Annotated in this window: 11 protein-coding genes; 1 reads left to right on the top strand and 10 read right to left on the bottom strand. The window is 43.2% G+C overall.

The genetic code is table 11. The features are described from left to right. Nucleotides 1-25 precede the first annotated feature (25 nt). The 9 genes from accB to Q0191_RS06390 all read right to left on the bottom strand — a co-directional run bounded on the left by accB (nt 26) and on the right by Q0191_RS06390 (nt 7169). On the bottom strand, nt 26-523 hold the full coding sequence (gene accB / locus Q0191_RS06350; RefSeq protein ID WP_297664854.1) for an acetyl-CoA carboxylase biotin carboxyl carrier protein: 498 nt from the start codon (nt 521-523) through the stop codon (nt 26-28). Continuing rightward, complete coding sequence (gene fabF, locus Q0191_RS06355; RefSeq protein ID WP_297664856.1) at nt 524-1756, bottom strand: beta-ketoacyl-ACP synthase II; 1233 nt, start codon at nt 1754-1756, stop codon at nt 524-526. 52 nt (nt 1757-1808) lie between these two features. Next, a complete protein-coding gene (gene fabG / locus Q0191_RS06360; protein WP_297664858.1) occupies nt 1809-2543 on the bottom strand; it encodes a 3-oxoacyl-[acyl-carrier-protein] reductase in 735 nt (244 codons plus the stop codon). 12 nt (nt 2544-2555) lie between these two features. Then, complete coding sequence (gene fabD, locus Q0191_RS06365) at nt 2556-3476, bottom strand: ACP S-malonyltransferase (RefSeq protein WP_297664860.1); 921 nt, start codon at nt 3474-3476, stop codon at nt 2556-2558. Then, complete coding sequence (fabK, locus tag Q0191_RS06370; protein ID WP_297664862.1) at nt 3469-4443, bottom strand: enoyl-[acyl-carrier-protein] reductase FabK; 975 nt, start codon at nt 4441-4443, stop codon at nt 3469-3471. The genes fabD and fabK overlap by 8 nt, the downstream gene beginning before the upstream one ends. 129 nt (nt 4444-4572) lie before the next feature. Next, nucleotides 4573-4797 carry an acyl carrier protein gene (locus tag Q0191_RS06375; protein ID WP_005591706.1) on the bottom strand — a complete coding sequence of 75 codons (225 nt, stop codon included), beginning with the start codon at nt 4795-4797 and terminating at the stop codon, nt 4573-4575. A gap of 54 nt (nt 4798-4851) precedes the next feature. Continuing rightward, nucleotides 4852-5826 (bottom strand): beta-ketoacyl-ACP synthase III, encoded by a 975-nt coding sequence (locus Q0191_RS06380; RefSeq protein ID WP_297664865.1) that lies wholly within the window; start codon nt 5824-5826, stop codon nt 4852-4854. Next, nucleotides 5826-6260 carry a MarR family winged helix-turn-helix transcriptional regulator gene (locus Q0191_RS06385; RefSeq protein ID WP_148886997.1) on the bottom strand — a complete coding sequence of 145 codons (435 nt, stop codon included), beginning with the start codon at nt 6258-6260 and terminating at the stop codon, nt 5826-5828. The genes Q0191_RS06380 and Q0191_RS06385 overlap by 1 nt, the downstream gene beginning before the upstream one ends. Nucleotides 6261-6377: 117 nt before the next feature. After that, nucleotides 6378-7169: an enoyl-CoA hydratase gene (locus Q0191_RS06390; protein WP_048763491.1), complete on the bottom strand. Its 792-nt coding sequence runs from the start codon at nt 7167-7169 to the stop codon at nt 6378-6380. 247 nt (nt 7170-7416) lie between these two features. Here Q0191_RS06390 and Q0191_RS06395 point away from each other — a divergent pair, with 247 nt between their 5' ends. Beyond that, complete coding sequence (locus Q0191_RS06395; RefSeq protein WP_297664870.1) at nt 7417-8784, top strand: aspartate kinase; 1368 nt, start codon at nt 7417-7419, stop codon at nt 8782-8784. Nucleotides 8785-8850: 66 nt separating this feature from the next. Here the strand turns inward: Q0191_RS06395 and Q0191_RS06400 are convergent. Next, nucleotides 8851-9752: DMT family transporter (locus tag Q0191_RS06400; RefSeq protein ID WP_297664873.1), on the bottom strand; the 902-nt coding region annotated here is incomplete at its 5' end.

The raw sequence follows: 9752 nt of genomic DNA on the forward strand, positions 1-9752 counted from the left end.
GCCTCTTTTATTGCATTGATATCAATCATTTGATGCGTACCAGCCCTTTCCCAAATTCAACCATTTCTTCATTCTGAACCAGAATTTCTGTAATCAGACCATCTTTCGGTGCTGGCACTTCATTCATGACCTTCATGGCTTCAATAATCATCAGGGTTTGACCTTTTTTAACTCGGTCTCCTACACTGACAAAAGCTGGTTTATCTGGACCTGCAGCTAAGTAAGCCACGCCAACCAAGGGACTTTCCACAACATCACCCTCAGCAGCTGGTGCCGGGGCCTCTGGAGCCACCTCAGGTGCTGCAGTTGGAGCTGCTTGGGAAACTGTCTCAGATACAGGTGCACTTGCTGGCTGCACTGGAACTACAACAGGAGCTGCACTGACTGATGGAGTTGCTGCGACTGCGGCAGAACTTTCATTCTTGCTGAAAGTCAATTCATCACTTTGATTTTTATAAGAAAATTCACGCAGGCTTGATTGGTCAAACTGAGCCATCAAGTCTTTAATTTCATTGATATTCATCTAGCCCTCCCAACGCTTGAATGCCAGAACAGCATTGTGGCCGCCAAAACCAAATGTATTGGAAATCGCATAAGGAATCTCTTGCTCCTTGCCTTCCCCAAATACAACATTTGCTTCAATGTAATCTGACACTTCTTTTGTGCCCGCTGTTTTTGGTACAAAACTGTGGCGCATCGCTTCAATAGTCGCAATCGCTTCAACTGCACCAGCTGCACCCAGCAGGTGACCAGTGAATGATTTGGTGGATGAAACAGGGACTTCCTTACCAAAAACAGCTACAATGGCACCACTTTCACCTTTTTCATTAGCAGGAGTTGAAGTTCCGTGAGCATTGATATAGGCTACATCTGACGGGCTAATTTCCGCTTCCTCAAGGGCCAATTTCATGGCTTTAATTGCACCCTGACCTTCTGGATGTGGAGAAGTCATATGGTAAGCATCACAAGTATTACCGTAGCCAACCACTTCAGCCAAGATAGTCGCTCCACGTTTTTCAGCATGCTCCAGACTTTCAAGAACCAGCATACCAGAGCCTTCTCCCATGACAAAGCCATTACGGTCTTTATCAAATGGAATGGAAGCGCGGGTAGGATCTTCCGTCGTAGAAAGAGCTGTCAGAGCTTGGAAACCAGCAATGGCAAATGGAGTGATAGAGGCTTCTGATCCACCAACTAACATGACATCTTGGAAACCAAACTTGATAGAGCGGAAGGCATCCCCAATAGCATCATTGGAAGAGGCACAAGCTGTATTGATTGATTTACAAATCCCGTTTGCTCCGAAGCGCATAGCCACATTTCCTGAAGCCATATTGGGCAAAGCTTTTGGAAGAGTCATTGGCTTAACGCGTTTTGGACCTTTTTCATGCAAACGGATAACTTGATCTTCGATTTCCTTGATACCACCGATACCAGAAGCCACGATGACACCAAAGCGATCTTTATCGATTGCTTCTACATCAAGATTAGCATTTGTTACCGCTTCTTGAGCTGCATACAAGGAATACAAGGAATAATTGTCAAAACGATTGGTATCTTTCTTGATAAAGTATTTATCAAAAGGAAAGTCTTGAACCTCTGCCGCATTATGAACAGCAAAATCGCTGTGATCAAACTTGGTAATGGGACCAATTCCAATCTTACCTTCTTTTAAACTATTCCAAAATTCTTCTGGTGTATTTCCGATGGGAGAGGTTAAGCCATAACCTGTTACAACAACTCGATTTAGTTTCATAGTGAACTCCTTTATGATAATTGGTGAACTGTCAAATCCAAATGCATCGCACTTACTGCATGGTCAGCCCGCCATCAATCGCGATGACCTGACCAGTAAGATATTCCTGTCCTGCCAAGAACAAGGCGACATCAGCCACTTCTTCGGTATTGCCGAACCGTTTCATTGGGATTTGAGCCAGAGAAGCTTCTTTGATTTTTTCAGAAAGCCCGTCTGTCATATCTGATTCGATAAAGCCTGGGGCAATCACATTGACACGGATATTGCGCCCAGCTACCTCACGAGCAACCGACTTAGAAAATCCAATCAAGCCAGCTTTAGAGGCTGCATAGTTGACCTGACCGACATTACCAGTCAAACCGACAACACTTGATAGGTTAATGACTGCTCCCTGACGAGCCTTGGTCATTGGTTTCAAGACAGCTTGCGTCATATTGAAGGCTCCAGTCAGATTGACCTTCAGCACTTGCTCGAAGTCTTCCTCTGTCATCTTGAGCATAATCTTATCGCGGGTAATTCCAGCATTGTTGACCAAGATGTCTACAGAACCCAAAGCCGCAATCGCCTCCTCAACCATTCGCTTGGCATCAGTACCATCAGACACATCACCTGAAATAGCCACGACCTTGATCGGATAACCAGCAAACTCAGCTAAAACGTCATCTGAAATTTGACCGCGACCGTTCAAGACAATATTGGCACCTGCACTTGCAAACTTATGTGCAATGGCTAAACCGATCCCACGGCTAGAGCCAGTAATAAAAACATTTTTATTCTTTAATTCCATTGATATTCCCCATTATTTTTCTAGTAGGGCTGTCAAAGTCTCTACACTTTCAACAGAATGAACAACTGCTGATTTGTCAATTTTCTTCATAAAGCCAGACAGGACTTTCCCTGGGCCAATCTCGATAAATTCTGTTACACCAGCTTCCTGCATTTTAGCGATACTGTCATAGAAACGAACTGGTTCCATGACCTGACGGGTCAGCAATTCCTTAATTCTGCTAGCTTCCATAATATCCGCTTCTGTATTGCCAACTAGTGGAAGCTGAAATTCAGTAAATTCCGTTTCAGCCAAGACCTGAGCTAATTTCTCACTAGCTGGTTTCAAGAGTGCTGTATGGAAAGGGCCAGAAACGTTCAGCGGAATCAAGCGTTTCACACCTGCTTCCTTGAGTAATTCCACCGCTTTATCCACCGCTGCCACATCTCCCCCGATGACGATTTGCCCTGGGGTGTTGTAGTTGGCCGGAGAGACTACTCCCAGCTGACTGGCTATCTGGCAGGCCTCCTCAATAAGAGCCACGTCCGTATTCAGGACCGCAACCATCTTTCCAGAGCCAGCAGGAGCTGCTTCTTCCATAAAAGCTCCGCGTTTTGCGACTAGAGCTGCCGCTGTTTTGAAGTCCAGCGCACCAGCAGCTACCAAGGCAGAGTATTCGCCCAGAGAAAGACCGGCTACCATAGCAGGACGGATTCCTTTTTCAGCCAGCAGGCGATAAATAGCCAGAGAAGTTGTCAAAATTGCTGGCTGAGTATAGCGAGTTTGGTTGAGTTTCTCCTCATCTTGGTCAATCAGCGCCCGAACATCATAGCCCAGGACCTGACTAGCTTCCTCAAAGGTCGACTTGACCACATCATACTGCTCATAGAGGTCACGAGCCATCCCCAGATACTGGGCTCCCTGACCGGCAAAGAGAAAGGCTGTTTTAGTCATTTCTAGTAACTCCTGCCCAACGTTTCGCTTCTTGCTGAATCTTTTCAGCAGCGCCATAATAGATATCCTTGAGGATTTCTTCGACTGTTTCTTCCTTGCTGATCAAGCCGGCAATCTGACCAGACATGACCGAACCATTTTCCACATCGCCACGAACAACCGCATTGGCCAAGGCACCAGCACCTAGATTTTCAAAAACAGTCAAATCTGGAGTTTCTTGCTTGAAGGCTTCTTTTTCAGCTTTTTCGAAATCACGCGTCAGCTTATTCTTGATAGCACGAACCGCATGGCCGAAATGCTGAGCAGAGATTGTCGTATCAATATCACGAGCCTTCAAGATCATATCTTTATAATTTTGGTGGGCATTGGATTCCTTAGCAACAACAAAACGAGTTCCGACCTGAACAGCCTCTGCCCCCAGCATAAATCCAGCTGCAGCACCAGAGCCATCCGCAATACCACCAGCTGCAATAACTGGAATGCTGACTGCTTCTACGACCTGACGAACCAAAGTCATGGTCGTTAACTTACCGATGTGACCACCGGCTTCCATCCCTTCAGCAATGACGGCATCCGCTCCGATTTTTTCCATCCGTTTAGCCAGAGCCACACTTGGTACAACAGGAATCACAGTAATACCTGCTTCGTGGAAACGAGCCATGTACTTACTTGGATTGCCGGCACCAGTCGTCACCACTTTTACACCCTCTTCAATGACGAGGTCCACGATGTCATCTACAAAAGGCGACAAAAGCATGATATTGACACCGAAAGGACGATCGGTCAAAGACTTAATCTTGTCAATATTGGCTTTCACCACTTCCTTAGGCGCATTTCCGCCACCAATGATCCCAAGACCACCAGCCTTTGAAACCGCACCAGCCAAGTCGCCATCTGCGACCCAGGCCATACCACCTTGGAAAATAGGGTATTTAATATCTAATAATTCTGTAATTCGTGTTTGCATAATACCTTCCTCTAATCATTGCTTAAGTAATAGCTTGAGCTAAAGCTGCGAGATAGCAGACTTTTTACTTTGACAGTCAAACTATTACCTAAACAAGAGAGAATATCTTGCGATACTCTCAAATCTTTATTATTTTGTTTTTTCTTCTACGTAAGCAACCAAGTCACCAACTGTTTTCAAGCCTTCTTCAGTTTCGATTTGGATGTCAAATGCATCTTCGATTTCTGAAATTACTTGGAACAAATCCAATGAATCTGCTTCAAGATCATCGAAAGTTGACTCAAGTGTAACTTCTGATGGCTCTTTACCAAGTTCCTCAACGATAATTTCTTGTACTTTTTCAAATACTGCCATGGATAGACTCCTTTAAAAAATATATTTTTTATCTATGTGTTTCCACATGATTAACTAAATTGTAACAATAAGCGTGCCCCATGTCAAACCTCCACCGAAACCTGACAATAAAATAGTCTGATCTCCGTTCAGCTTAATCAAGTCCTGTTGGACACACTCAGATAATAAAATCGGGATGCTAGCTGCACTAGTATTGCCATATTCCATCATATTAGCAGGTAGTTTTTCCCGAGAAACTCCGAGTTTCTTAGCCATTTTATCTAAAATTCGGATATTGGCTTGATGCAAGAGCAGATAATCAAGCTCCTCCACTGAAAATGGACTCTCTTCAATGGTATTTTTGATAGACTGTGCCACATCACGAATAGCGAAATCAAAGATTGCTCGGCCTTCCATTTTCAAATAGCGATCATCAACTTGCTTTTCCGAAAATGGAGAGGACAAGCCAAGTCCACCACAAGTCAAACTCTGACCTCTCAAGCCATCAGTAAACTGGATTTCAGCCCAAAAATGCTGCTTTTCTGCCGCTTCAAGCAAGACTCCCCCAGCCCCATCACCAAATAAGACTGATGTCGCACGATCCGACCAATCAACGACCTTCGAAAGCGTTTCGCTACCGATGACCAAACCTCTTTGATAGCGACCAGAGGAAATGAACTTTTCTCCAGTTGATAAGGCAAAGATAAAGCCACTGCAAGCTGCCGTCAAGTCAAAAGCAAAAGCCTTGGTAGCTCCAATATTGGCCTGCACTCTAGCTGCGGTTGACGGCATCATAGAATCCGGAGTGATCGTCGCAACAATGATAAAATCAAGCTGATCAGCAGACAGTTGAGCCTTTTCTAGCAATTGCTCAGCGACCTTTGTAGCTAAATCACTTGTTGACTCAGTCCGAGATAAATGTCGCTGTTTGATACCTGTTCGACTTGAGATCCATTCATCACTTGTATCCATCATCTTAGCCAGATCATCATTTGTGACAATCTGCTCTGGAGCATAATGAGCTACTTGAGTAATTCTTGCATAGTTCATTATTTCAACTCCTCTAAAAAATTATACAAGTTCTGCAAACCTTTTTGCATTGCATTTTTTTCTTCTGAGGACATTCCTTCCACTACTTGCATGACCATGCGATTGTGGAATCGTTTATGAAGACGATACAAGAGCCTCCCCTTCTTAGTCAAACTCAGATGAACTACACGACGGTCAATGGATGAACGGCGACGCTCGATATACCCTTTACGCTCCAAGTTATTCAAGCTGGTTGTGACAGTCCCCAAAGTGACTAACAATTCCTTTGAAATATCGCTTGGAGTCGCATTAGGCATGCTACCAATAACATCAATAGTGTGCATTTCTTTAATGGAGACGTCTTTAAATTGACTGCCTCGGAGGCTGGACTCTTCAATAACCAAAACATTATTAAAAATGGATGTTAAATAATCATTGACTAATTGATAATTCAAACCAACACCTCCTTCATAAATACTTTGACATTCAAATTTTATCAGATCTCAAAATAATTTGCAAGTCCTTTTGAAAATTTATTTGATTTTCAAACAATTTTCTTATCCTACAAATCCTTACTTACCTGTAAATTGCGGACGACGCTTCTCAGTATAAGCTTGGACACCTTCTTTGAAGTCCTCAGTGAAAGCAAGAGACTTCTGTAAAGATAACTCCAACTCCGCATATTCTTTCCAACCGCTGAAGAGACTCTTCCAGACCATTTCTTTCATGGCTCTGTAAGAATTCAGCGAGCCACGTTTTAGCTTCTTCAGTAGCTGTTCTGTTGTTTTTTCCAATTTTTCTGCTTCACAGACTTTATAGAGCAAGCCATAATCCAGGGCCTTCTCTGCGGTCAGAGCCTCTCCAGTCATAACCAAATGGGTTGCCCGAGTCACACCAATTGCCCGAGTCAGAAGATAAAGTCCACCAGCATCTGGCGCTAAGCCTACTCCCACAAAAGCTTGAATGAAGCGAGATTTTTCCGTCGCAATGCAGAAATCTGCAGCCACGACCATATTGGCAGCTGCACCAGCAACAGGGCCATCCACACTCATAATAACTGGCTTGGGTAGCCGTTTCATAGCAAAGGAAATATCATTGACCAGCTCTGCAATTTTTACCAAGGATTGAATATCGTCAGCACTGACAGCTCTTTGCATCTCAGCTAGGTCGCCACCGACAGAAAACACCTTCCCATTGGCATTGATCACTAAAAACTTCACTGCCTCATCATTTGCGGCCAGCTCAATCGCTTCTAAAATCTCCTCACACATGGGAATATTGAAACCATTTGAAACTTCAGGACGATTGAAGGTAATAGTTGCCACTTCATCAACTACCTTATAAAGAATACCATTAAAAGTCATTCTAACTCCATTCCAGACTGGGTAATTACAGTCATTTTATTTCATAATTAAATAATTTGATAGTCAAATTATATTTATTCTAGCATAAAAGATGTAAGAAAGAAAACAAAAACCGGAAAATTTGATTTTATATTCGTTTTTTGCTTGTTTTTTTGGAAAGAAAGTTGGATGAAAAAGCGCTTCTGATAGATTTGCAAAATTTTCAGAATTTTGTTATAATTTTCCTAAATTATGTTTAGGAGTCTCCATGAAAGTTGTTAAATTCGGTGGAAGTTCGCTCGCTTCTGCTTCACAGTTAGAAAAAGTCTTACATATCGTAAAATCTGACGCTGAGCGTCGCTTCGTTGTCGTTTCTGCACCAGGAAAAAGAGATGACCAGGATACAAAAGTCACCGATGCCCTGATTAAGTATTATCGCCAGTACATTGCAGGAAATGATGTCTCCAAGGAGCAAAATTGGATCATCAACCGCTACGCAGACATGGTCTCTGAGCTAGGTCTAAAATCTGCAATTATTGAAAAAATCTCTAAGAGCATCATCTCCCTAGCTACTCTGCCAATTGAAAATAATGAATTTCTTTACGATACTTTCCTAGCAGCTGGTGAAAACAACAATGCTAAGCTCATTGCAGCCTACTTTAACCACAATGGCATTCCGGCTCGCTACGTCCATCCTAGAGAAGCTGGACTAGTGGTTTCAAGCGAACCAGGAAATGCTCGAATCCTTCCTTCAAGCTATGATAAATTAGAAGAACTAATCCATTCCGATGAAGTCCTTGTCATTCCTGGCTTCTTTGGTGTCACTCAAGATGGACAGATCTGTACTTTTTCTCGTGGCGGGTCGGATATTACAGGATCAATTATTGCAGCTGGTGTCAAAGCTGACGTCTATGAAAACTTCACTGATGTGGACGGCATCTTTGCTGCTCACCCTGGGATTATTCATAAGCCACGCTCTATCGCTGAGCTTACTTACCGTGAAATGCGGGAATTAGCCTATGCAGGTTTTACTGTCCTTCACGATGAAGCCCTGCTTCCAGCCTATCGCGGAAAAATTCCACTCGTTATCAAAAATACCAATAATCCAGAACACCCTGGTACGCGCATTGTCCATAAACATAGCGAAGATCATCCTCCTGTTGTAGGAATCGCTGGTGATTCTGGCTTCGTAAGTATTAACATGTCCAAGTATCTCATGAACCGAGAAGTTGGATTCGGTCGAAAGGCACTTCAGATTTTGGAAGATCTAAATATCGGTTGGGAGCATATGCCAACAGGAATCGATGATCTTTCCATCATTCTTCGTGAACGTGAATTAACTCCAATCAAAGAAGAAGAGATTCTACGCCAGCTTGTACAAAAGGCAGAAGTAGACTTCGCAGAGATTGAGCACGGCCTTTCTATTATTATGATTGTCGGCGAAAAAATGAAGAGTCATATCGGGGTGACTGCTACTGCGACTAGAGCTCTTTCTGACAACAAAATCAATATCCAAATGATGTCACAAGGTTCCAGTGAAGTTTCCATCATGTTTGTTGTCAATAAGAACCAAGAAAAAGAGGCCATCCGTGCTTTGTATAAAGCATTCTTTGGCAGCTCAGAAATTGATGAATAAACCGAATTAGTAAACAGGAAAGACCTAGCTCTATATGGAGCTAGGTCTTTCCTTATTCTTTCTTGCTTATAATAAACCTTTTTTCTTTTCCAAGATTAGGTCTTTGACAGATATCAACAGGACAGCTAGCAAAATCATGCCCATACCTATAAAATCAAGCAAATAAAAGCGTTCATTCATAATGACAAAGGCAAAGAAGACCGCTGAAATTGGCTCAATCGAGGCTAAGAGACTAGATTTGACAGGGCCAACCAAGCTTGTTCCCTTCAAAAAGATGGTGTAAGCAAAGATTGTTCCGATGACAATGATGCCGACCAGGGCTAGAAGGATATCCAAACGGAATAGCCACTGATGCTGGAAAATACCGCTGAAAGGAAGGAGCAAGATACCTGCAATGGTCATGCCAAGCCCGATAACCAGCATGCTTCCCCACTTTTTAATGAGCTCAATCGGCAAAAGAATATATAGCGCGTATGTAAAGGCTGAGAAAATCCCTAAACATAAGCCTTTTGGCGTCATCGAGAGCTGATTGACCTGACCGTGGGTCGCAATCAGAAAGGTCCCACCTATGGCTAGAATCATTGAACAAATTTGAACCACAGTCGGTGCTACTCTGTCTTTGATACAAGTGTATGCCAAAACACCAACAGGACAGAGATACTGTAAAACCGTTGCCGTACCTGCATTTGTCTCATGGATGGCCGCTAAATATGCATATTGATTGATGAATAAGCCTAGAACCGCAAAAATTAAAATGTGTAGCAGAGAGCTCTTATCTTTCCAAATCTCTTTAAAAGAGTCTTTATTTGTCGCATAAGCCAACATCATCAGGACCAAACCCGCTAGCAACAAGCGCACATTGGTCAAGCTCAGTGCCGAAAAACCATGCTCCATCAGATATTGACCACTTGTTCCCGATAAGCCCCAGGCAATCCCCGCAGCCAAAGTATAAATGGTTCCCCTTAAAA

The sequence above is a fragment of the uncultured Streptococcus sp. genome (assembly GCF_938036805.1).
In the GTDB taxonomy this organism is placed as follows: Bacteria; Bacillota; Bacilli; order Lactobacillales; family Streptococcaceae; genus Streptococcus.